At 70.8% G+C, this 21724-nt stretch carries 15 protein-coding genes; 7 read left to right on the top strand and 8 right to left on the bottom strand.

Translation table 11 applies throughout. The annotated features are described in order from the left end of the window. Positions 1-326: 326 nt before the first annotated feature. From murJ to HHX37_RS00750, 3 genes are all read right to left on the bottom strand, one after another. Complete coding sequence (gene murJ / locus HHX37_RS00760; RefSeq protein WP_182882544.1) at positions 327-1925, bottom strand: murein biosynthesis integral membrane protein MurJ; 1599 nt, start codon at positions 1923-1925, stop codon at positions 327-329. Positions 1926-1997: 72 nt separating this feature from the next. Continuing rightward, on the bottom strand, positions 1998-4238 hold the full coding sequence (locus tag HHX37_RS00755) for a DUF6049 family protein (RefSeq protein WP_182882543.1): 2241 nt from the start codon (positions 4236-4238) through the stop codon (positions 1998-2000). Between the two features lie 46 nt (positions 4239-4284). Continuing rightward, a complete protein-coding gene (locus HHX37_RS00750) occupies positions 4285-4821 on the bottom strand; it encodes an aminoacyl-tRNA deacylase (RefSeq protein WP_111700081.1) in 537 nt (178 codons plus the stop codon). Positions 4822-5001: 180 nt separating this feature from the next. Here HHX37_RS00750 and HHX37_RS00745 point away from each other — a divergent pair, with 180 nt between their 5' ends. Further along, positions 5002-6399, top strand: coding sequence for a CCA tRNA nucleotidyltransferase (locus HHX37_RS00745; RefSeq protein ID WP_310740221.1), 1398 nt, complete (start codon positions 5002-5004; stop codon positions 6397-6399). Continuing rightward, the gene (locus tag HHX37_RS00740) at positions 6400-7662 is read left to right on the top strand and encodes an adenosylmethionine--8-amino-7-oxononanoate transaminase (RefSeq protein ID WP_182884161.1); all 1263 of its coding nucleotides are present in this window, start codon (positions 6400-6402) and stop codon (positions 7660-7662) included. A gap of 19 nt (positions 7663-7681) precedes the next feature. Here HHX37_RS00740 and HHX37_RS00735 read toward each other — a convergent pair whose 3' ends face one another. From HHX37_RS00735 to HHX37_RS00725, 3 genes are all read right to left on the bottom strand, one after another. Then, the gene (locus HHX37_RS00735) at positions 7682-9175 is read right to left on the bottom strand and encodes an extracellular solute-binding protein (protein WP_182884160.1); all 1494 of its coding nucleotides are present in this window, start codon (positions 9173-9175) and stop codon (positions 7682-7684) included. After that, positions 9175-11265 carry a vWA domain-containing protein gene (locus HHX37_RS00730; protein WP_182884159.1) on the bottom strand — a complete coding sequence of 697 codons (2091 nt, stop codon included), beginning with the start codon at positions 11263-11265 and terminating at the stop codon, positions 9175-9177. Before HHX37_RS00730 ends, HHX37_RS00735 begins: the two co-directional genes overlap by 1 nt. A 119-nt stretch (positions 11266-11384) precedes the next feature. After that, on the bottom strand, positions 11385-12692 hold the full coding sequence (locus tag HHX37_RS00725) for an MFS transporter (protein ID WP_138459824.1): 1308 nt from the start codon (positions 12690-12692) through the stop codon (positions 11385-11387). Positions 12693-12793: 101 nt separating this feature from the next. Here HHX37_RS00725 and idi point away from each other — a divergent pair, with 101 nt between their 5' ends. Beyond that, complete coding sequence (gene idi / locus HHX37_RS00720) at positions 12794-13387, top strand: isopentenyl-diphosphate Delta-isomerase (RefSeq protein ID WP_182882538.1); 594 nt, start codon at positions 12794-12796, stop codon at positions 13385-13387. A 92-nt stretch (positions 13388-13479) separates the two neighbouring features. Here the strand turns inward: idi and HHX37_RS00715 are convergent, their stop codons facing one another. Continuing rightward, positions 13480-14559 (bottom strand): inositol-3-phosphate synthase, encoded by a 1080-nt coding sequence (locus HHX37_RS00715; RefSeq protein ID WP_111700075.1) that lies wholly within the window; start codon positions 14557-14559, stop codon positions 13480-13482. A 13-nt stretch (positions 14560-14572) separates the two neighbouring features. Further along, positions 14573-15211 carry a PadR family transcriptional regulator gene (locus HHX37_RS00710; RefSeq protein ID WP_111700074.1) on the bottom strand — a complete coding sequence of 213 codons (639 nt, stop codon included), beginning with the start codon at positions 15209-15211 and terminating at the stop codon, positions 14573-14575. Positions 15212-15336: 125 nt separating this feature from the next. Here HHX37_RS00710 and HHX37_RS00705 point away from each other — a divergent pair, with 125 nt between their 5' ends. The 4 genes from HHX37_RS00705 to HHX37_RS00690 all read left to right on the top strand — a co-directional run bounded on the left by HHX37_RS00705 (position 15337) and on the right by HHX37_RS00690 (position 21692). Next, positions 15337-15720 carry a DUF5318 family protein gene (locus tag HHX37_RS00705; RefSeq protein ID WP_182884158.1) on the top strand — a complete coding sequence of 128 codons (384 nt, stop codon included), beginning with the start codon at positions 15337-15339 and terminating at the stop codon, positions 15718-15720. 520 nt (positions 15721-16240) lie between these two features. Then, the gene (locus tag HHX37_RS00700) at positions 16241-18817 is read left to right on the top strand and encodes a transglycosylase domain-containing protein (protein ID WP_182884157.1); all 2577 of its coding nucleotides are present in this window, start codon (positions 16241-16243) and stop codon (positions 18815-18817) included. Between the two features lie 114 nt (positions 18818-18931). Next, on the top strand, positions 18932-20332 hold the full coding sequence (locus tag HHX37_RS00695) for a glycosyltransferase family 87 protein (RefSeq protein WP_182884156.1): 1401 nt from the start codon (positions 18932-18934) through the stop codon (positions 20330-20332). Positions 20333-20456: 124 nt separating this feature from the next. Continuing rightward, the gene (locus HHX37_RS00690; protein WP_182884155.1) at positions 20457-21692 is read left to right on the top strand and encodes a glycosyltransferase family 87 protein; all 1236 of its coding nucleotides are present in this window, start codon (positions 20457-20459) and stop codon (positions 21690-21692) included. Positions 21693-21724: the final 32 nt, after the last annotated feature.

Genomic DNA, 21724 nt, shown 5'->3' with positions numbered 1-21724 from the left:
CACGCCTTCCCGCTTCCGCTCGCCGATCACAACTCCAGGTCGCGCCCCCGAGATCTCGTGCCTGCCGCGGCACCGGACGGAGCACCGCCGGGCCGGATTCCTCCGGTAGGGCAAGATCCGCGGGACGTTTCGCTGGAAGGTGTATCAAAAGTGATGCCCTGCCGCGCTGAATCCCACCGGATTCCCGCTCGCAACGGGCGCCGCTTCCTCAACACTCCCTGGCGCACCATGCTAGTGCCGTGCCGCTTGTGCCCGCCTTCCCGATGGAAGACGTCCGAATCGGACTTCTGGGTTACCTTCGAGTTGCCGCTTGGTCGTGAGAACTCCTACCGTCCTACCCTGCCCGCCACGAGTCCAATGATGGAGCGGACCTCGGGAACCCGCAGCCGGTGCGCGGCCAGCAGGTAGAGGATCAGGCCGGCCCCGCCGCCCACGGCGAGCACGACGGCCGAGCTCACCGGCGTGATCATGGTGAGCTCCCGGGCCAGCCACAGCACCGCCAGCGCGAGCGCGGCCGAGGGGATCGCCGCCGCGTACATCCGGCCCAGGCCGGCGGTGACCTCCCGGCCGGAGAGTCCGCCGATCTTCCGGCTGGCCAGCGACCACGCGACGCCGCAGAGCACGATGTACGTGGCCAGGTAGGCGAAGGCCATGCCGATGACCACGTACCGGTCGGGCAGCGTGAAGTACGCGACCAGGCTGAGCGTCGCGTTGATGGCCACGTTCACCGCCGCCATGATCGCGGGGGTGCGGGTGTCGCCGAAGCTGTAGAAGACCCGCAGCAGGAGCTGGAAGATCGAGAACGGCACGAGCGCGACGCCGAACACCTGCAGGACATGGCCGATGTAGATCGCGTTCGCCGCCGTCATGTGGCCCCACGAGAAGATCAGTGTGGTGACCGCCGGCCCGAGCACCATCAGCAGCAGGCCCGCCGGGACGATGACGGACGAGACCAGCCGCACCGCCGAGGCGAACTCCGTGCGCACCTCGTCCAGCCTGCCCTCGGCGACGGACCGGCTCATCTTCGGCAGCATCGCGGTGATCACCGACACCGCGATGATCCCGTACGGGAGCTGGAAGAGCTGGAAGGCGTACGCCCAGGCGCTGTTGCCGGCGCCCGGCGCCCGGTCGCCCGCGCCGGTGGCGAGCTTGGTGGTGACCCAGAACCCGATCTGGGTGATGCCGGTGTAGCCGAACGTCCACACGGCGGCCCTGGCCGCCTCCCCGAGCCCGGTGCCGCGCACGCCGAAGCGGGGGCGGAACCGGAACCCGGCCCGGTGCAACGCGATCACCAGAACGATCGCCTGGGCGACGATGCCGGCCGTGGTGCCGAGGCCGAGGAGCGTGAGGTCGCGCTCGCTCACCTTCTCGATGTCGGACGACCCGACGGCGTAGTAGGCGGCCAGGACGCCCATGACCACGATGTTGTTCAGCACCGGCGCCCACATCGGGGCGGCGAACCTGTCCCGCGTGTTGAGGATCGCCCCCGCCAGCGAGCCGACCCCGAAGAACGCGATCTGCGGCAGCATGTACCTGGCCAGCGTGGCGGCGACCTCCACCTTGTCCTCGGTCCAGTTCGAGGCGGTGTAGAGCTCCATGATCGGCTTGGCCAGCAGCACGCCGAGCAGCGCGACGGCCGTCAGCACCACCACCGCCAGCGTCATCAGCCGCTGTTCGAACGCCTGGCCCCCGTCCGGGTCGCGCTGCTGCGCCCGTACGATCACCGGCACGACCACGCTGCTCAGCACGCCCTGGAGCAACAGGTCGAGCAGGATGTAGGGGATCATGTAGGCCGCGTTGTAGGCGTCGCCGAGGGCGAAGGTGCCGATGGCCGCGGCGAGCATCGCCGTCCGCGCGAAGCCGGTGAGCCGCGAGACCATCGTCCCGGCCGCCATGATCGCGCTGGCTCGCAGCATCCTGCTCATGGGTGTCCTTCGGGTCACGACGGCCGCGTTCGCGGGGCCGCCTCGCTCGGGGTGGGCCGGGTCGGGGTCCGCCTACGGTGACTGCGTCCGCTCGGCCGGCACGGCGCCCGGCCGGTCCTCCGGCGGGCCCTCGCCGGCGGTCGTGCCGTCGAACGGGAACGCCCTCCTCGACCTGCGGCGCAGGACCCGCATCACCACGGCCGCGAGCATGATGACCAGGGCCGCCCCCACGATGACGACGGCGATGCCGGTGTAGCCGGTCGCGCGCACCACGACCCGTACGGCGTTGCCGTACTTCACGTCGCCGTCGGTGAGAAGCTGCACCGAGATGCTCGCCTCGCCGCCTCCGCCGCGTACGATCACCGGCACGTTGACGAGCTGGCTCCGGCCGGCGAGGACCCGGGTCGGCTGGGTCACGTAGGTCCCGTCGTCCGCGTCGATCGCGAGGCGGGACTTGCTGCCCGACGTGACCCGGATCCTGATCTCGATGTCCTGGTCCAGGTTGTTGGCCACGCTGACGGGCACCTGGCCGTTGCTCCCCGCCACCGAGCGCGGGCTGTCGAGCACGGACACGCCGGTGATGCGCTGGTCGATCGTCTCCTTGACCCGCTGCGCGAAGGAGGCGGCCCGCTTGGCGTCACCCCGCCAGGAGGCCGAGGTCAGCCGGAGTATCGCCGCGTGGAAGACGTCGGTGTGCTCCGCCGTGACGGTGGCCACGGCCTCGGCCTTGCGCTCCAGCTTCCGGACGGTCGCGAGGTGGGAGCGGCCCAGCTCCGACTCGCGGTCGCGCTCGGTGTAGGTCAGGTCGCCCCGCGGCGCCCCGTCCCGTCCCGGCTTCACCGAGTCGAGTGAGGTCATGCTCAGCCAGGGGGCGGAGGAGGCGGCCTGGAGGAGGCCGGAGACGAACGCGGGGTCGGGCGTCCACAGGTGCGAGCCGGGCACCGCGACCACGGTGGGCGACGGCGTCTTCGCCGATCCGTCCGGCCCGTCCTGTCCTGTCCTGTTCGGTTGGCCCGACCGGCCCGGCTGGGCGGGCTGCCCGTTCTGCCGCTCGAAGGCGATCATCGCGGTCTCGGCGAGGAACCGCTGCCGCGCCAGCAGCGCCGCGCCGGGAGCCGAGACGTTCCCGCCGAGGACCTCGCTCAGCGTGGGATCGGCGAGCAGCGCGGTCAGCGGCTTGTCCGCCACGGAGTAGAGCGTGGCCGCGCCGTCGGAAGTGAGCGGGGTGGGGGTGATCGCCGTCGGGTCGTCCTGCGCCGCGGCCCTGACCGGCAGCGCGTCCGCGGACAACAGGACGGACGTCACGCCCGAGATGGCCAGTTCGTCAAGGGTGTCCCGGTCGATCCGGCCACCGGCCGGCCAGGCCGTGGTGCCGTGGATCTCCCGGCCGAGCACCTCGCTCGCGAGCGCGGCCCCGCGCTGGACCGCCGCCGCGGCCTGCTTGTCGAGGCCGTGGTGGACCAGCGCGGTCATGTCCGGATCGGCGTACGGCGTGGCCACGACGGGTTTGCCGGTCAGCGCGCCGCGCAGGCCGTTCAGCCACTGGCCCGCGGCCCGGTCGGCCTCCTTGCGCACGCCGCGTACGATCCGCGCGCCGGAGGACAGGACGCGGACGTCGTCGAGCAGGGCGGGGTCGACGAACCAGGTGACCTTGTCCCCGGTGTCCTGGGCCGTCTGGAGCAGCGCCGCCAGGCGGCCGGACGCGAGCGACGCGGACAGGTCGTCGTCCATGAACGTCGCGTCGTCGGCGCGGTGCGGCCGGTCCACCAGGGGAAGGGCGAGCGCCAGCTTCACCTTGGGGATCTGCTCGCCCTTCGGGGCGTACGTCAGGAAGGTGCGCTCGATCGCGATCCGCTGACCGGTCGCCGCGTCGGTCACCTCGATCGCGAGCGGATAGACGCCCGGCCGGGACATCCCCAGCTCCTGGGGCGTCACGGTGAACCGGAAGGGCAGCTTGCCCGCCTGGTCGAGCGGCGTGGCCTGGACCCTCGTGCTCCAGTTGGAGGGGACGTATCCCTGCTCGGACAGGTAGGCCGCCATCTCGCCGCGCGAGGTCAGCGGCCGGTTCGGCGCGTAGCGGACCACCACCCGTACGGAGGTTCCCTGGGCGCCCACGGCGGTCCCCGAGATCGTCACGGGGGCGGCGGCGTCGCGTACGACCTCCGGCGTGATCTCGTTCACGACCAGCGGATCGGCGGGAGCGGCGGCGGCCGCGGCGCGACCCGCGGGTACGGCGGCAGCCGTACCGGCCATGCCCGCGGGGGACGCGAGCAGGGCGGTCAGCAGGGTCAGCAGTGCGGCCTTGCGAATCATGTGCGGGCCAGCGGTGAGGAACGGCGCACGCCCAGAATGCTATGGCCTAAGCGGTCCGCATAGGACTCGCGAGGCTCGCCGCGCCCCTCCGGGGGATCGTCCTGATGTCCACGGCCTTGGCCGCGACCAGGTCGAACAGGTGGATCGCGCGCAGCCGCAACGCGGTGCGGCGCTCGCCGGTCGCGGTGTGGACGACGTCGTCGGGATCGAGGCGGTCCCGCAGCCGCTGGTCCACCAGCACGGTCAGCTCGTCGGGCAGCAGCAGCGGGCAGACCAGCCCGTCGGCGTAGTCGGTCGCCGAGTTCACCGTGTTGGCGGAGGCGGGGCGTACCCTGGGGGTACGCAGGAGGGAGGCCACCGCCGCGGGCCCGGGAGACCGGCCGACCGTGCTCACCACGGCCACCGCCTGGGTGCCCGACCGCGCGGTCACCTCGAAAAGCGACACGCACAGGCAGGTCTCGGGGGCCACCCCGAGGACCTCGGGAAGCTCGTCGGAGCATGTCAACGGGCGCGGAAGACGTACGATCTCATGGTGGATCTGGTGGGCGAGGAGCCAGCGGTGAATCGCGAGAGCGTCTTTCATCTCTTGTGCTCCTTGCGTCGTCCAGCGCCCCCGAACCGTCCGTGGCCTGGTGATCGCTAGGCGTGTCTCCCCTGGGTGACACCCGACACCTGGGCCATCGGGGGAGAGTTTCTGTTCCGTGACCGAAGGACCTACCCAGCCTTGTCCGTTTCAAATCTGAGCGACAGCCAGCAGCACGCCGTGAACGAACTGTTCCGCCGCATCGCCCCTGTCGCCGACGAGCTCGGCGAGCTGTTCGCGGCCCGGGGACACGAGCTGGCCCTGGTCGGCGGATCCGTCCGCGACGTCTTCCTGGGCCGCGTGGGCAAGGACCTCGACCTGACGACGGACGCCAGGCCCGACCGGGTGCTGGAGATCGTCAAGGACTGGGCGGACGCCGTCTGGACGATCGGGATCGAGTTCGGCACGGTCGGCGTGCGCAAGGGCGGCTGGCTCCTGGAGATCACCACCTACCGCAGCGAGTCGTACGACCCGGCCTCCCGCAAGCCGGACGTGATGTACGGCGACTCCCTCGACGGCGACCTCGCCCGCCGCGACTTCGCGGTCAACGCGATGGCCGTCCGCCTGCCCGGCCACGAGTTCGCCGACCCGTACGGCGGGCTGCCCGACCTCGCCGCCAAGGTGCTGCGCACGCCCGGCCCCCCCGAGCGGTCGTTCGACGACGACCCGCTGCGGATGCTGCGCGCCGCGCGGTTCGCCGCGCAGCTGGGGTTCGCGGTCGCCCCCGAGGTGGTCGAGGCCATGACCGCGATGGCCGGCCGCATCGAGATCGTCTCGGCCGAGCGCATCCGCGACGAGCTCGACAAGCTGGTCTGCGGCACGCACCCGAGGGCCGGCCTCTCGCTGCTCGTGGACACCGGGCTGGCCGCCCACGTGCTGCCCGAGCTGCCGAAACTGCGGCTGGAGATCGACGAGCACCACCGGCACAAGGACGTCTACGAGCACACGCTGATCGTGCTGGAGCAGGCGATCGGGCTGGAGACCGCCGGGCCGGACCGGGTGCTGCGGTGGGCCGCCCTGCTGCACGACATCGGCAAGCCGAAGACCCGGCGCAACGAGCCGGGCGGCCGGGTGTCGTTCCACCACCACGAGGTGGTCGGGGCGCAGATGACGAAGAAGCGGCTGACCGAGCTCAGGTTCCCCAAGGACGTGGTGTCCGACGTGTCCAAGCTCGTGGAGCTGCACCTGCGTTTCCACGGCTACGGCACGGGAGAGTGGACCGACAGCGCCGTCCGCCGCTACGTCCGCGACGCCGGGCACCTGCTGAGCAGCCTGCACAAGCTGACCAGGGCCGACTGCACCACCCGCAACAGGCGCAAGGCGCAGGCCCTGTCGCGCACCTACGACCAGCTGGAGGAGCGCATCGCCCGGCTGGCCGAGGAGGAGGAGCTCGCCAAGATCCGGCCCGAGCTGGACGGCAACGAGATCCAGGAGATCCTCGGGGTGCCGCCCGGCCCGGTCGTCGGCCGGGCCTACAAGCACCTGCTGGAGATCCGCATGGACCACGGACTGATCGGCAAGGAGGCGGCCGGGGAGGCCCTGCGCACCTGGGCCCGCGACAACGGCCTGCTGTCGTAGGTGGACGCGGACGAGGTTCTCCGGCTGGACCGCGCGCACGTGTGGCATCCGTACTCGGCGGTGTCGTCCGGGGTGCCCGTCCACGTGGTCAGGCGTGCCGACGGCGTGCGGATCGTCCTCGACGACGGCCGTGCGCTGATCGACGGAATGGCCTCCTGGTGGGCGGCCGTACACGGCCACAACCACCCCCGGCTCAACCGGGCCGTACGCGAACAGATCGAGGACATGGCGCATGTCATGTTCGGCGGCCTCACCCACGCGCCCGCCGTGCGGCTCGCGGAGCGGCTGGCCGGGATGACCGGGCTCGGCCGGGTCTTCCTCGCCGACTCGGGCTCGGTGGCGGTCGAGGTCGCGATCAAGATGGCGATCCAGTACAGCGGGCGCTCGACGCTGATGACCGTGCGCGGCGGCTACCACGGCGACACGCTCGGCGCGATGTCGGTCTGCGACCCGGTGAGCGGCATGCACCACCTGTTCACCGGCATGCTGCCGCGGCACGTCTTCGCGCCCGCGCCGCCGGACGACTACGGCCGCCGCCCGGTCCGGACGGCTCCGGAACCCGACGAGGCGTACCTGAGGGAGCTCACCGATACCGTCGAGGCGCGTGCGGCGGAGCTGGCCGCGATCATCGTGGAGCCGGTCGTGCAGGGCGCCGGAGGCATGCGCTTCTACCACCCGGCCTACCTTCGGCGGCTGCGCGACCTCGCCGACGAGCATGGCGTCCTGCTGATCGCCGACGAGATCGCCACCGGCTTCGGCCGTACGGGGGAGATGTTCGGCTGCGACCACGCCGGGATCAGGCCGGACATCATGTGCGTCGGCAAGGCCCTGACCGGCGGATACGTGACGCTCGCGGCGACCCTGTGCACCGAGCGGGTGGCCGACCGCATCGGAGTGCTGATGCACGGCCCCACCTACATGGGCAACCCGCTCGCCTGCGCGGTGGCCGGCGCCTCGCTCGACCTGCTGGCCGAGCGCCCGTGGCGGGAGGAGGTCGCCCGCATCGAGGCCGGGCTGCTCGACGGCCTCGCCCCGGCCGTCCACGCCCCGGGCGTACGGGACGTGCGGGTACTGGGCGCCATCGGCGTGATCGAGACGGACGAACCCGTCGACGTCGCGAAGGTTCAGGACACGGTGATGAAGCACGGCGTCTGGCTGCGGCCCTTCGGCCGTCTCATCTACACCATGCCGCCGTACGCCTGCGCTCCGGAGGACGTCGCGACGATCACCGCCGCCATGAACGCCGCCGCCGAGGCACTGTGACCCTGCCCCGGCTCGCCGGTCAGCCGGGGCAGGGATCGTCCGGCCGCCTGCCGTCCCCGGCCGTCCGCAGGGCCTCGGCGAAGCTGCCGACGTCGATCTCCCGCGCCTCGATCTCGCCGGTCACCGCTTTTCTCGCGCAGGATCTGAACGTGTCGCTGAACGTGGCGTAGTGGGGCCAGACCGGACGTGACTCGGCCCGGCCCAGCGCGTCGTGGATCGCCGTCGCGAAGTCGCCGAGCTCGGGGGCCGTCATCTCCGATCCGGGTTCGGGGGACGGATCCTCCCGATCCTGGAGCTCGCTGCACGTTCGGGGGCCCTTCTCCTGTGACATGTAGAAGTCGTAGACCTCCTTGATGACGGGCGGGTAGCCGCCGCACGCGAACAGCTGCTTCTGGGCCTCGGCCGACGTGAGGAAGCGGATGAGCCGTACCGCGTCCGGACGTTCCTCCTCGGGCATGGTCGCGCTGATCGCGAGGGCGTAGCCCCCCGTGATCCCCTTGCCGGGCAGGTGGGACACCTCGAACAGCGGAGACCCGTCTCCGGCCCGCATCGACGGGTCGAGCGCCAGACGGGGGAAGGCGAACGGCCAGTTCCGCATGTACCCCACGTCCCCGTCCCGGAATGCCTGCAGGCTGCTCTCCTCCCGGTACCGGAACAGACAGCCGCGGCCGAGGCGGTCCTGGCACCGGGCCTCGGCGCCGGGGGAGGGCGCCGGGCTGGAGGAGGGGCCGCCCGAGCCGGGTGGCCGGCTCCCGTCCCCCGCGAGGCCGTCGAGGAGCCCGCGCAGGTGGGCGAGCGCGTTCTTCGTCTTCTCGGCGTACTGGTCGAGCACGACCTCGTCGCCCTCGGTGATCTCGGCGCCGGAGGAGAGCACCGCCTCCATGAGGTTGACGGTTCCCCCCTCGTAGTCGTCGAACTGCCCGACGTAGCCGTACGTGCCGGCGTAGCCGGTCCGGCTGCCGTCTCCGACGAGATCCGCCCATGTGGCGGGGAGCGGCAGGCCGGCCTTGCGGAACAACAGCGGCGCGTCTGTGGCCAGGGGCTCGGCGTACTGTCTGCGGTCCACCTGTGCCGCCCGCAGCACCTCCTTTGTGACGTGCGGCCACGCCGCGCCGAACTCCTTCGGGGTGAGCTCGCTCAGGTAGCCGTTCCTCGCGAACTCGGGGATGTAGACGACGTCCAGGAGGAAGATGTCGTAGGTGCAGCGGTGCGACTGGGCCGCGGCGGCCATCTCGGCCCTGGCCTCGTCGGTGGAGTCGGAGATCTCGACGAGATCGTCGGTGCGTTTCGACTTCGCGTTCCACTGCCGGACGAGGTCCCTGCGGAAGCCTCCGGCGCTGACGTCGCTGTTCGCCGCGATCGTGATCCGCCCGTCGGAGTGGCAGGCCGTGTCCCTCCCGGTGTGCAGGAGTTGCAGACTCCCGAGGAGGACGCCCACCGCGAACCCTCCGGCGGCGAGCCGCCTCCGGAAGGGGGGAAGCCGTGACCACCACAGCTCCGGTCGCCGGGTCATCAGGACCACTCCCGTAGTGTGAAGATCGCGTTACGCAGCACGCCCGCCACCGCCTGCGTCCCTGTCCGGGAGGGCTGCCCTCCTCCGATCTCGGCGCAGATCACGCGCTGCTCCGACCCCGGCTTCGCCCCCGGCCCGTGCACCCGCTCCGGCTGCGGGAACCTGCCCCCACACCCGTTGTGCCCGAGGACGAGGACGTAGAGGTTGCGTATCGAGGGGCTGCGGCTCAGGGCCCGTACGACGTCCTGCTCCGCAGGCCGAGGATCCCTTCCGGTCCCGAACGGTCCTCCGTCCGTGATGACCACCACCGAACGGGCCGGGGGGCCGAACTTCCTTCCCAGCTCCTCGATCGCCGTCCACAGCGGTGCGTCCCGTCCCCGGCTCCGCTCCAGCCGGAAACGCCCGACGAACCTGTCCAGACGGCTCGGCTCGTCCTTGTCGGTGGGATCGCTGACCCTTACGGGACCTTCGTCCTTCTCCCGCCAGAATGTGCTGAGCGACAGCCGGTCGGTCTCGACGAGCGCCTGCCTGATCTCGGGGAGCGCCTCACTCGCGGGAAGGAGCGATCGGGACATCGATCCGGAGACGTCGAGCAGGAACTGCAGGTCGACGGGGTGCAGCCGCCGGGAGATCTCCTTCTTCGCCTGGTCCAGCACGTCATCGCCGCTCTGCTTGGCAGGAGGTGCCGGGCGACCGAAGAGCGGGTGCTCGTGCGTGAGCCAGGCGGCGAAGCGATCGAGAGCGAGGCGGCTTTCGGCCGTCTCGTCCCGGGAGGCCGGGGCGCCCTCGTCCGGCCAGTCGACGGCGACGAACGGATAGTCGAGGAGGGGCAGACCGGGCGGCCGTTCCTCCGTGAGTCTGGGCTCGTCCTCGCCCATGCCCCGGCAGCCCTCGTCCGTGATCTCCCCGGCGTTGTACTCCCGCACACTGTGGGCCGGGATGAGCAGGGCATGCTCATTCTTCTCGGCCCTCGTCATCCGTTTGAAGCGGCACAGGAGCGCGTTGACGCTGTCGTCGGAGACCATGCTCCGCACGGTGTCCTCAGGGCGTTCCAGGCCGACCAGGCGTGCGGCCGCCAGCAGACCGGCCGAGGAGAGACCGGGTTGCGGGTAGACCAGGCGCATGCCCAGATCGGTGCGGACCGTCCGCATGACGTCCGCCAGCGCTCTGTCGCCTCTCCGCTCCGGAGGCAGTCTCTCCAGGTCGTCGGCGCGCTCGGCGAGCATCGCGACGACCAGCTGCTCGCCGGCCACACTCGGGCCCGGGCGCAGCGTCGCCGTTCCGCCGGCCATCCTGTCGCAGGGCTGTCCCGAAGGGCTGCTGGTGCTCTGGAGCCGGAGAACGTGCTCCACCTCGGCGGTGCTGGTGGCGATCCAGGCGTCAGGGCGTCTCCCGAAGAGCCTCGGGAACGACTCGTCTCCCCGGCACCAGCCGAGGGTGAAGCCCGTGGCGATATCGGCCGCCGACGGCGCGGGGCCGACCGAGATCCGGTACGGCGGGCAGTCGTCCGAATCGCCGGCATAGGCCGCGACGGCATCGCGCAGCTCGTCGACGTTCTCCGGCGCCGTGATCACGAACAACTCCCGCGGATCCGCGCAGGAGGGTGACGACGCCCACCGCACCAGCATCGACGCGCCCCAGACGCCCAGGACGACGACCACACCGGACGCCACGGACAGGTAGGCGATCACGAGCACGGGCAGGGCGCGGCGCAGCGTCCGCAGCGTCTTCGCCGTCCGCGTCCGCTGGGAGAGGGGGGCCAGGATCCAGTCCCGGATCCTCGCGGCGGGCGGGCCGAGCCATCCGGTCAGTCGGGCGAGCACACCCGCCGGCCCCCGGCCCGACAGGAAGAAACCGCCGAGCACGCCGGTCGCCAGCACTCCGACGTACGTCGGGACCGGCAGGTGCTCCAGGAAGGCGTGGTATTCCGTCCAGATGCTGTTCGCCGCGGCCGCGGCGAGCGTCGTGAGGAGCGTCTCCCGCGCCGCCGCCACCTTCGGGGGCCGCTCCGGGGGCGTCGCCTCCCCCGGTGCGTTCCCTGGCGGCCTGTCGGAGTCGTCTCCTGCGGTCGAGGGGGTCGGGGAGGACATCACAACGGCCTGTTCGGTGATGAGAGGACCGGGAACTGCCGGAATAGTAGCTCTCCGATGATCCGTCAGGGCGCCGTGACGGATATGTCAGGGGCACATCACCTGATCACGCCCGGCCCTTACTCGGGTCGATCGGAGGCGACGGCGGGGTGGCGCGTGGTGGGGGAGGGAAGGACCAGCCGGTAGACCACCGCGCCGAGCAGGTAGCCGACGGCGATCACGGCGAGCGCGGGGTAGGACCTGCCGTCGTGGGGCAGCAGAGCCGCCGCCAGCACCGCGCCGAGGACCGTCATGCCGTTGAACAGCATGTCGTACACGGAGAAGGCGCGGCCGAGATAGGCGTCCTCGACGTCGCGCTGCACGACGGTGTCGGCGCAGATCTTCACGCTCTGTCCCGCGACGCCGATCACGAGCCCGGCGCCGAGAAAGCCCCACTCGCGGAACGTCACGCACAGCGCGAACTCCAGAATCCCGCAGGTGATCAGCATGGCCGGGACCCAGGTCTCGATGCGGATCCGTTCGGTGGCCCACGGGGTGACCAGCACCGCGGCGAAGCTCCCGGCGCCGACGGCGCCCAGCACGAGCGCGATGCCCTTCAGCGCGTCGTCGGGGTCGCTGGTGAAGGAGTAGCGGTAGATGAGGACCACCGCCGCCGTCGAGATGCCGAACATGAGGCGGTGGGCGGCCATGCCGGTGAGGGCGGCCGCCGCCGAGCGCCGGTGCGCGACGTGCCGCGCGCCGTCCACCAGCCCGGTCAGCACGTGCCGTACGGCCTCGCGGGCCTGCGGGCGGTCCGGGTCGTACGCCGGGCCGAGCAGGGAGCGCTCCATCGTCCGGGCGATCAGCGCGCTCAGCCCGAAGACGACGCCGGAGCAGACCAGCAGCACCGCCACGCCCCGGTCGTCCGATCCGGCGATCGTGCGGAGCACCATGGCCGCGCCCATCCCGAGGAACGTCGCCACCGTGCCGGAGGTGGGGGTCACCGCGTTGGCCATCATCAGCTGGTCGCCCGGCACGACGTGGGGCAGCGACGCGCCCAGGGCCGCCAGGAAGAAGCGGTTGACCGCGAGCACGCCGAGCGCCGCCACGTAGAAGACGACGTCGGAGGTCCCCGCCAGGACGAGGCAGGCGGCCAGCACCAGCAGCGTCCCGCGCACGAACGGCGCGATCACGAGGATCTGCCGCCGCGACCAGCGGTCGATGAACACCCCGACGAAGGGCCCGAGCACGCTGTACGGCAGGAGCAGCACGGCGAGGCCCGCCGCGATGTCGGCGGCGCTGGCCTGCCGTTCCGGGCTGAAGAACGCGTACCCGCCGACGGCGAGCTGGAAGATCCCGTCCGAGAACTGCGAGACGAGCCTCGTGGCGAAGAGCCGCCGGAAGTTGCGACCCCGCAGGACCACCCGCAGATCGGAGACGTAGGACACGGCGACAGCCTACGCGGACGATCTCCGAGAGGCATCAGGATCAACCCCGATAAAACCCCCCGCCACTGACCGGCGACGGCGTGACACCGTAGTCTCTGACGGTGACCTCACCGGAACATGTCGTGCTGGTCGACGTCGAGGGCAACCCGATCGGCACCGCTCCCAAGTCCACCGTCCACGGCGCGGACACTCCGCTGCACCTGGCGTTCTCCAGTTATGTCTTCGACCGGCAGGGCCGGGTGCTGCTGTCGCGGCGGGCGGGTCACAAGCTGACCTGGCCCGACGCGTGGACCAACAGCTGCTGCGGCCATCCGCTGCCCGGGGAGCCGCTGTCGGCGGCGGTGGTCCGCCGCCTGGCGTTCGAGCTCGGACTGATCGTCGAGTCCGTCGACCTGATCCTGCCGCGCTTCGCCTACCGCGCGGTCATGGACAACGGGATGGTCGAGCACGAGCTGTGCCCGGTCTACCGGGCGGTGGTGACGGGAGAGGAGGCCGCGCCCAACGCCGAGGAGGTCGGCGAGGTCCGCTGGGAGCCCTGGGCGAGCTTCGCCGCCGGGGTGACGAGCGGAGAGCTGGACATCTCGCCCTGGGCGCGGGAGCAGGTGCCGCAGCTCGTCGCGCTCGGGCCGGACCCGCTGGCCTGGCCGGTGGCCGACCCGGCCGCCCTGCCGCCGGCCGCGCTCCCTCTCGCCTGAGCCGCCGCCTCCGGGCCCGCCGCCACCCATGAGCATGTGAAACCGCCCCGGTCCGTCACGGAACCGGGGCGGGACACGCGGAGAAGAGTCCGTCAGCGCTCGTTCTCGCCCCGGATGAACTTCTCGACGGCCTCGCGGGCGACGTCGTCGGAGTACTGCTCCGGCGGCGACTTCATGAAGTACGACGAGGGCGACAGCAGCGGGCCGCCGATGCCCCGGTCCAGGGCGATCTTGGCCGCGCGGACCGCGTCGATGATGATGCCGGCCGAGTTGGGCGAGTCCCAGACCTCGAGCTTGTACTCCAGGTTCAGCGGGGTGTCGCCGAACGACCTGCCCTCCAGGCGGACGTAGGCCCACTTGCGGTCGTCCAGCCACGGCACGTGGTCCGACGGGCCGATGTGGACGTCGGCCTTCCCCATCTCGTGCGGGATCTGCGAGGTGACCGACTGGGTCTTGGAGATCTTCTTGGACTGGAGGCGGGTGCGCTCCAGCATGTTCATGAAGTCCATGTTCCCGCCGAAGTTGAGCTGGTAGGTGCGCAGCAGCTCCACTCCGCGGTCCTCGAACAGCTTGGCCAGCACGCGGTGCGTGATCGTGGCGCCGACCTGCGACTTGATGTCGTCGCCCACGATCGGCACGCCGGCCTCGGTGAACTTCGCGGCCCACTCGGGGTCGGAGGCGATGAAGACCGGAAGCGCGTTGACGAAGGCCACCTTGGCGTCGATCGCGCACTGCGCGTAGAAGCGGTCGGCCTCCTCCGAGCCCACCGGCAGGTAGGAGACGAGCACGTCCACCCGGGCGTCCTTGAGCGCCTGGACGACGTCGACCGGCTGCTCGTCGGACTCCTCGATGATCTCGCGGTAATACGTGCCCAGCCCGTCGAAGGTGGGACCACGCTGCACGGTGACGCCGAGCGGCGGCACGTCGCAGATCTTGATCGTGTTGTTCTCGGAGGCGACGATGGCCTCCGACAGGTCGCGGCCGACCTTCTTGGCGTCCACGTCGAAAGCCGCGACGAACTCCACGTCGCCGACGTGGTACTCACCGAACCGCACGTGCATGAGGCCCGGCACACGGCTGCCCGGATCCGCGTCCCTGTAGTAGTGGACGCCCTGCACCAGCGATGAGGCGCAGTTGCCCACACCGACGATGGCTACGCGCACCGAACCCATAGCACTCGCTCCTTTACCTATCTGCCTCGGGCGTGTCCGCCCTCTGGGTCTCTTCCTGTACGGCCTGCGCGGGACCCGGGGGGTGATCCCCCTCGCCGGGAGCCGACCGGCTCCGTCGTTCCGAGTCGATCAGCTCGTTCAGCCAGCGAACCTCGCGCTCGACCGACTCCAGCCCGTGGCGCTGGAGCTCCAGCGTGTAGCTGTCCAGTCGCTCCCTCGTGCGGGACAGAGCCTCACGGACGCGGTCGAGGCGTTCTTCCAGGCGGCTGCGGCGGCCCTCCAGGATGCGCAGCCGCACTTCGGCTTCCGTGTGGCGGAAGAAGGCGAAGCGGATGCCGAAGCTCTCGTCCTCCCAGGAGGACGGGCCCGATTGGTTGAGCAGCTCCTGCAACCGCTCCTTACCTTCCGCCGTGAGCCGATAGACGATCTTCGACCTGCGGCCGAGAACCGTGTCCTGCGGGGGCTCCTCCTCGACGATGAGCCCGTCGTTGAGCAGGCCCCTGAGGCAGGGATACAGCGAGCCATAGGAGAACGCACGGAACATGCCGAGCAGCGTGTTGAGCCGTTTGCGCAGCTCGTATCCGTGCAGAGGTGTTTCGTGCAGCGACCCCAGGACGGCGAGTTCCAGCACACCTCCACGAGAGCCCGTCACTGGAACCACCTCCTGTGTCCGACTGATGTATCGACTCGATACATCTGCAGGATACGTCGGGGTGTCATATCTGGCAACGGGTCAACAGTTGGGCAAGATTTGGCAAAGGGTCGTAATCTGGCCACATGTGCTCACAGCGATCGGTCGAGGCCCGCGGCTTCGCCAGGCGGGCGGCCGTACGGTCCTTCCGCGCCGATCGCACGCGGGCGCGGGACGTCTGGGACGCCCGCCCTCTCCTCCCACGTGCGGCCCGGCCTCACGCTGAGCCCACGTCTCGCATCTGCCCCACGCGCGGGCGAAGGAACGTGACCAACGTCACACCTGTGGACGGAGGCGAACGGGGACGAGCGGCGGAACGGACCAGGGGGAGGACGGAGCGCGCCGTGACGGTCCGGGAATACGGCGAATCCCGGGTCTGCGTGGTGGAGGTCTGCCAAGGTTGTACCTGGAACCACCTGGCGGTGTCGTTCGTCCACGGAACAGCCGATCCCCCGGGCCCTTCCCTGTAGGGCGACCCTCCACCTTCCCAGGAGGAACCCTCCCGGCCTGCCGGCCGACGTCGATCAGTTTCCCGAAGACATCTGACGAGGACGTGTGACTTACAGCAGCTACGGACCGGAATCGTCCGGCCGCCCCGAGGACGCCTCGGGCTCCGGTGGATCATCCCGCCCTGGGCGCCGTCGTCGCTCGCCCCGGGAGTCCGACGAGTACGACGCGTACGGCGACCCCGCTCCGCCGCGGCAACCCGGCCGGGGTCGCGCGCCGCAGCCGCCCCCTCCCGGACCGGACCCCCGCCGCCGTGAGGCGGCCTTCGAGGACACGGCGGCCATGGGCGCGGTGCCGCCAGGCGGCCCGATGCAGGGTCCGCCGCAGGGTCCGCCGCAGGGTCAGGCACATGGTCAGGCACCGGGCCCACGGGGTCCGATGGGCGGCGGCCGGCCACCAGGGGGGCACGACCCGCGCTACGGCCCGCAGGGCCCGGGCGGTCCCGGTGGTCCCGCCGGCCCCGGCGGTCCGGGACGGCCGGGGGTGCCGGGCGCCGACGAGCGCACGCAGGCGCTGGGCATGTCGGCGGGCGGCCCCCGCCGCGACGCCGAGGGGCAGCCCACCGAGTCGATGCAGACCGGCGGGCAGACCGGCGGTCGCCGCCGCAGGCCGACCGGCCGCGGCGGACGCGGCCCCGGCGGTCCGGGCGGTCCCGGTGGTCCGGGGGGACCGGGTGGGCCCGGTGGCCCGGGCGGGCGTGGTCCGCGTGACCCGCGCGACTTCGACGACGACGACTTCGAGGAGAACGCCAAGCCCCGCCGTACGGGCTGGAGGCGCTTCGTCCCGAGCTGGAAGATCGTGGTGGCGGCCTTCACCGTGCTGGCCGCCGGCACCTTCGGCATGATCGCGGTCGCCTACGCCAACACCCCGCTGCCCGCGACGACGCAGGCGGAGGCCGTGGCGCAGGGCAGCGCCATCTACTACAACGACGGCAAGACGCTGATCGCCAAGGTGGGCACCCCGCGCGTCATCCTGGACGACATCGACAAGGTGCCGCGGCACGTCCAGGACGCCGTCATCGCGATCGAGAACGACACCTTCCGCGACGACAGTGGCATCTCGATCCCCGGCATGGTCCGGTCGGTCTACATGACGGCGACCGGGCAGCAGCTCCAGGGCGCCTCGACCATCACCCAGCAGATGGCCCGCAACTACTACGACGGCCTCAGCCAGGAAGTGTCGATCAAGCGAAAGATCAAGGAGATCTTCGTCGCGGTCAAGCTCGACAAGTCGATGACCAAGGACCAGATCCTGCTGCAGTACCTCAACACGGTGCCCTTCGGCCGTGCCTACGGCATCGAGGCCGCCGCGCAGGCGTACTTCAAGAAGCACGTCGAACAGCTCACCCCGGAGCAGGGCGCCTATCTCGCCGCGCGCATCCAGACGCCCGCCCTGGACGCCGACTCCCCCCGGCTGCAGAGCCGGTTCAAGGACGTCGTCAACGCCATGGCCAAGCTCGACCCGGCCAAGTACGGCAAGCTGCCGAGCACGGCCAAGTTCCCCAAGACCGTCCCCGAGCGCAACAACAACGAACTGGGCGGTCTGAAGGGTTACATGGTCGTCCAGGTGCTGCAGGAGCTGAAGACCCGGATGAACCTGTCGCCAGACAATGTCAGGAGCGGCGGCTACAAGATCGTCTCGACCTTCGACAAGAAGCTCATGCAGGCCGCCAGGAAGGCGGTCATCGGCACCACAGCCAGCCTGCCGAAGGAGATCCACGCCGGCCTGGCCGCGGTGGACCCCAAGACGGGGCGGGTCCTCGCCTTCTACGGCGGCGAGGACTACGTCAAGGACAACTGGAACGAGCCGTTCGACTCCTACAAGCAGGCCGCCTCGGCCTTCAAGCCGTACGTGCTGGCCGCCTGGCTGGACGCCGGATACAGCCTCAACAGCTTCGTGCCCGGCAACAAGACGATGCCGGAGGAGCTCCCCGGCACCAAGCCCATCGGCAACAGCCACAACGTCGGGTCGGCGATCAACGTCACCACGGCTACCGCCGACTCGGTCAACACGGCGTTCGCCTCGATGGCGTACAAGCTGGACGAGGCGAACGGCACGATCGGGCAGCTCAGCGCGGTGAAGCAGATCGCGGAGGAGGCCGGGCTCGGCAAGCAGCGCATGGAGGACGACGTCAAGGAGCACAAGTACGCGTTCTCCATCGGCAGCGCCCTGGTCACCCCGGTCGAGCAGGCCGCCGGCTACTCGATCTTCGCCAACGAGGGCAAGCACGTCGACTACCACGTGGTCAAAGAGGTCCGGAAGGACAAGTCGGTCGTCTTCGCCGAGCGCCGTGAGGTCAAGCAGGTGATCACGCCCGAGGCGGCGGCCGACTCCGTGGCGGCCATGGAGGAGGTCCTCAAGTCGGGTACGGCGCAGGGCAAGGGCATCGGCCGCCCGGCCGCCGGCAAGACCGGCACGAACAACGACAACAAGGAAGCGTGGTTCGTCGGCTTCACCCCGCAGATCTCCACCGCGGTCGGGATGTACCGCGAGCAGTGCATCACCAAGACGGGCAAAATCGTCCAGCCTGTCGATGCGAACTGCCCGGAAAAGCCCAACCCCAAGAGCAAGAAGTACGGCCCGAACAACCCGTACTCCAAGCCTCGTGAGATATCGCTCGGCAGCGGCATCGAGGGCGCGACCTACCCGACCACCATCTGGCGGAACTTCATGATGGAGGCGCTCGCGGGTAAGCCGGTCGAGCAGTTCCCGCAGAAGGCCGGGCTGGGCAGTCCGGAGAACATCGTGCCGAGCCCGACGCCCACCCCGTCCCCCAGCCCGGAGGACGGCGGCGGCGGGTTCCCCAACGACATGCCGACCGACTTCCCGAACGGCGGCGGCGACGGCGGCGACGGTTCCTGTCTCCCCGGCGACCTGTCCTGTGACGGCAGCGTCGGCGGTGGCGACGACGGCGTGGGTCTCGATCTCGGCGACGACGGCCCCGGAGGACAGGGAGGCCCGGGCGGACAGGGGGGACCAGGGGGACAGAACGCCCCGGCGGACGGCACCGGCGCCCCCGCGTCGGCACCCGTCGCGAGGCAGTCCGGAACCAGTCCCTGAGCCCGGACCGAAACTTCGTGAGACCGTGACGAGAGGGCCCGCGGCGGCGCGCCGCGAGCCCTCTCGAACCGTCTGAGTCGCCAACTCACGGCGTTCGATGGTGCAATACCCACCATGACGACCCGGACCACGAACGACTCCGCCCCGCTGCCCGGGGTCGCCGCGCGGGCTGTGCCGTACCTGCCTCTCGGGCTTCTCGCGGGACTCGGCGCCGTCCTCGCCTACCTGTGGAAGTATCCCTGCCGGTTCGGCGGCGCCTGGGACGGCGGAATCGGGCAGTACACGCACTTCTGCTACACGGACATCTATCCGCTGTTCTGGGCGGAGAAGCTCAACGAGGGCAAGGTCCCGTACGTCGACCACCCGGTCGAGTATCCGGTCGGCATCGGCGGAATCATGGAGTTCGCCCGGCGCCTCGCCGGCGGTGACGGGGTCGTGTTCTACGACGTCACCGTGGTCCTGATGGGCATCGCGCTGGTCGTGGGCGTGCTGCTCACGGCCGCGCTCGCGGGCCGCCGCCCCTGGGACGCCCTCTGGTACGCCGTCGGCCCGGCCGTCATCCTCTGCGCGTACATCAACTGGGACCTCGCCGCGGGCGCGCTCGCGCTCGGCGGCCTGCTGGCCTGGGCCCGGCACCGGCCGTGGCTGGCCGGTGTGCTGCTGGCCCTGTCCGTGGCCACGAAGTTCTACCCGCTGATGTTCTTCGGCGCGTTGTTCCTGCTCACCCTGCGTACGGCCAAATGGATGCCGTTCCTGAAGACCGTCGCGGGGGCGGCCGGCGCCTGGCTGCTGGTCAACGTGCCGATCATGATGATCAACTTCGAGGGCTGGCAGCGGTTCTACGCCTTCAGCAGCGAGCGCGGCGCCGACTGGGGCGGCCTGTGGTTCTTCTTCCAGAAGACGCAGTGGTTCGGCCACGACAGGCCCGAGTTCCTGGCCTTCCTCGGCGACGGCGAGAAGCTGAACACGATGGCCATGGCGGCCCTGGCGGTGCTGCTGCTGGGCGTGGCCGTGCTCGCGCTCACCGCACCGCGCCGGCCTCGCCTGATGCAGCTGTGCTTCCTGGCCCTGGCCGCGTTCATGATCACCAACAAGGTCTGGTCGCCGCAGTACGTCCTGTGGCTGGTGCCGTTCGCGGTGCTGGCCAGGCCGAGGTGGGGGGCCCTCGCCGCCTGGCAGGTGGCCGAGTGCTGGTACTTCTTCTCGATCTGGCTCTACCTGATCACCCAGATCCCCGACCAGGCCTCGCTCGGCATCGGCGACGACCCGTACTTCCTGTCGGTCTGGGCCCGCCTGCTGACGATCGTCGTCCTCATGGCGCTGGTCGTCTGGGAGATCCTGCGCCCCGAGCACGACGTCGTCCGCCAGGGGGATGTGGACGACCCGTCCGGTGGCCCGTTCGACCAGGCCGAGGATCGTTTCGTGTTGCGCCGCGCGGTCCTCGCCCGGGGCGGCTCCGAGGAGCGTGACGGACCGGAGGAGCGGGGCGGACAGGAGCAGCCGGAACCGGTCTGAGGCATGAATCTTTCATCGGATTTCACGGCCCGCGCGCACCCTCGCCGGATGTTCCCGCGAGACGTGCGCGCGGGCTTCGCGTAACGTCGCTCGCAAGCGTGCGGCGAACGGGGAGGAGACGGTGATGCGCCGGAGGCCGCCATGGCTTCTGCTGCTCGTGTGGACGGTGACCAGGGCGGGGCTGTTCCTCGTCGCGACCCAGGCCATCCCGACCGGCCACGGCGACTCCTTCAGCAACGACGTCACCCTCTACCAGGGCTGGTCGGACGTCCTGGCGCGCGGGGAGTTCCCCGCCGGGGACGACAAGTGGCAGTATCCGCCGTTCGCGGCGCTGCCGATGCTCGTCCCCCGGCTGCTGCCGTTCGAGTATCACGTCGCCTTCTACCTGCTGTCCCTGCTGTGCGACCTCGTGATCCTGTTCCTGGTGTGGCGGTTCTCGCACTCCCCGCGCGGCGGAGGCCGCACCGGCCCGTGGGCGTGGACCATCGGCGCGGCCCTGCTCGGGCCGGTGCTCCTCGGCCGGTACGACCTGATGGTCACGCTGGTGGCGGTGCTGGCGCTGACGGCCTCGGCGAACCCGGTGGTGCGCGGAGCGCTGATCGGCGTCGGGCTCATCGTCAAGGTGTGGCCGGTCGCGCTGCTCACCGGCCTGCGGCGGTGGCGTGAACTGCTGACCGCCACGGGCTCCACGCTCGTCGTCGCGGTGGCCGGCTGCGGCATGGCCGCTCTGACCCTGCCGCACGCGCTCGACTTCCTGACCGCGCAGCAGGAGCGGGGGCTGCAGATCGAGTCGCTCGCCGCGACGCCGTTCGCGCTCGCCCGGGCCCTCGGGTGGTGGGACGGCTTCACCACCTACCAGCACGGCTCGATGGAGGCCGTGGGCGCCGGCGTGGACACCGCGATCGGGGTGAGCCTGGCGGCCACACCCGTGGCGCTCGTGCTGATCGGGGTGTGGTGGCTGCGCGCGGCCCCCAGCCCGCGGTCCTACTACGACGCCGCGCTCACCACCGTGCTGTTCCTGGTCGTCACCAGCCGGGTGCTGTCGCCGCAGTACTTCGTCTGGGTGATCGGCGTCGCCGCCGTCATCCTCGCGGTGCGGCGCGCGGAGCCGGGGCCGACGCAGCGGCCGGCCGCCTGGCTCGTCATGGTCGCCGCCCTGCTCACCGGGATCATGTACCCCTGGGTGGAGCAGGACTACAGCTGGGAGGGCGCGCTGCCCGGCACCGTGGTGCTGACCCTCCGGAACCTGGTCTTCCTGGCCGCGGCGGTCACGTCGTACGTGCAGCTGTGGCGGGCCACGCGCAGGCCGAAGAAGGCGAAGGACGAGCAGGACGTTCCAGAGGCCCTACCCGTTTTCTGAGGTTCGCAATCCGCAGATTTATCCACAGGCTG

Origin of the sequence: Microbispora sp. H10885 (assembly GCF_014161415.1) — a bacterium.
GTDB lineage: Bacteria > Actinomycetota > Actinomycetes > Streptosporangiales > Streptosporangiaceae > Microbispora > Microbispora triticiradicis.
The sequence above is the reverse complement of the archived record's forward strand: the minus strand, read 5'-3'. Positions and strand labels throughout refer to the sequence as shown.

Coding starts and splice junctions, on each gene's coding strand:
- murJ (WP_182882544.1), bottom strand. CDS start 1,925: ATGAGCAGGATGCTGCGAGCCAGCGCGATCATGGCGGCCGGGACGATG.
- HHX37_RS00755 (WP_182882543.1), bottom strand. CDS start 4,238: ATGATTCGCAAGGCCGCACTGCTGACCCTGCTGACCGCCCTGCTCGCG.
- HHX37_RS00750 (WP_111700081.1), bottom strand. CDS start 4,821: ATGAAAGACGCTCTCGCGATTCACCGCTGGCTCCTCGCCCACCAGATC.
- HHX37_RS00735 (WP_182884160.1), bottom strand. CDS start 9,175: ATGACCCGGCGACCGGAGCTGTGGTGGTCACGGCTTCCCCCCTTCCGG.
- HHX37_RS00730 (WP_182884159.1), bottom strand. CDS start 11,265: ATGTCCTCCCCGACCCCCTCGACCGCAGGAGACGACTCCGACAGGCCG.
- HHX37_RS00715 (WP_111700075.1), bottom strand. CDS start 14,559: ATGGGTTCGGTGCGCGTAGCCATCGTCGGTGTGGGCAACTGCGCCTCA.
- HHX37_RS00705 (WP_182884158.1), top strand. CDS start 15,337: ATGTGCTCACAGCGATCGGTCGAGGCCCGCGGCTTCGCCAGGCGGGCG.
- HHX37_RS00695 (WP_182884156.1), top strand. CDS start 18,932: ATGACGACCCGGACCACGAACGACTCCGCCCCGCTGCCCGGGGTCGCC.
- HHX37_RS00690 (WP_182884155.1), top strand. CDS start 20,457: ATGCGCCGGAGGCCGCCATGGCTTCTGCTGCTCGTGTGGACGGTGACC.